This is a genomic window from Paenibacillus mellifer (assembly GCF_023195895.1).
In the GTDB taxonomy this organism is placed as follows: domain Bacteria; phylum Bacillota; class Bacilli; order Paenibacillales; family Paenibacillaceae; genus Fontibacillus; species Fontibacillus mellifer.
This window is the reverse complement of the sequence record NZ_JALPRK010000054.1, coordinates 1-494: the sequence shown is the minus strand read 5'-3', so window position 1 is coordinate 494 and position 494 is coordinate 1. Positions and strand designations below refer to the sequence as shown.

Here is a 494-nt window from a genome sequence, read left to right as displayed (position 1 = left end):
CCCGATTCACTTTCAGTTTCAACTTTCCTTCCACAAATCGTATGACCGATTCCATCACTCGTTCACCCGCCCGTCTACTCGCTACAAAGATGTTGCAGTCGTCCGCATATCGCACAAACCGCAATCCCCTCTTTGTCAGTTCTGTGTCCAGATCATCGAGTAAGATGTTCGCCAGAAGCGGACTGAGCGGACCGCCTTGCGGGGTTCCCTCGTCCGTCTTCTGGAAGATGCCACCTTCCATCATTCCGGCTTCCAAGTAGGCCCGAATCAGCTTCAAGACTCGCTTGTCTGTCACTCTTCTTGCCACTCTTGCCATGAGGATGTCGTGATTCACCCGGTCAAAGAACTTTTCCAAATCCATATCTACGACCCATCGCAGGCCGCTTTGGATATATCGCTGGGCTTGCTTCACGGCATCGTGTGCTCTCTTTCCCGGTCGAAAGCCGTAGCTATACCAAGAGAAGTGGGCATCGAAAATCGGGTTCATCACTTGC

1 protein-coding gene is annotated in these 494 nt (G+C 52.0%); it reads right to left on the bottom strand.

The annotated features are described in order from the left end of the window. Nucleotides 1–494: reverse transcriptase domain-containing protein (locus M0651_RS23935; RefSeq protein WP_248554158.1), on the bottom strand; the 494-nt coding region annotated here is incomplete at both ends.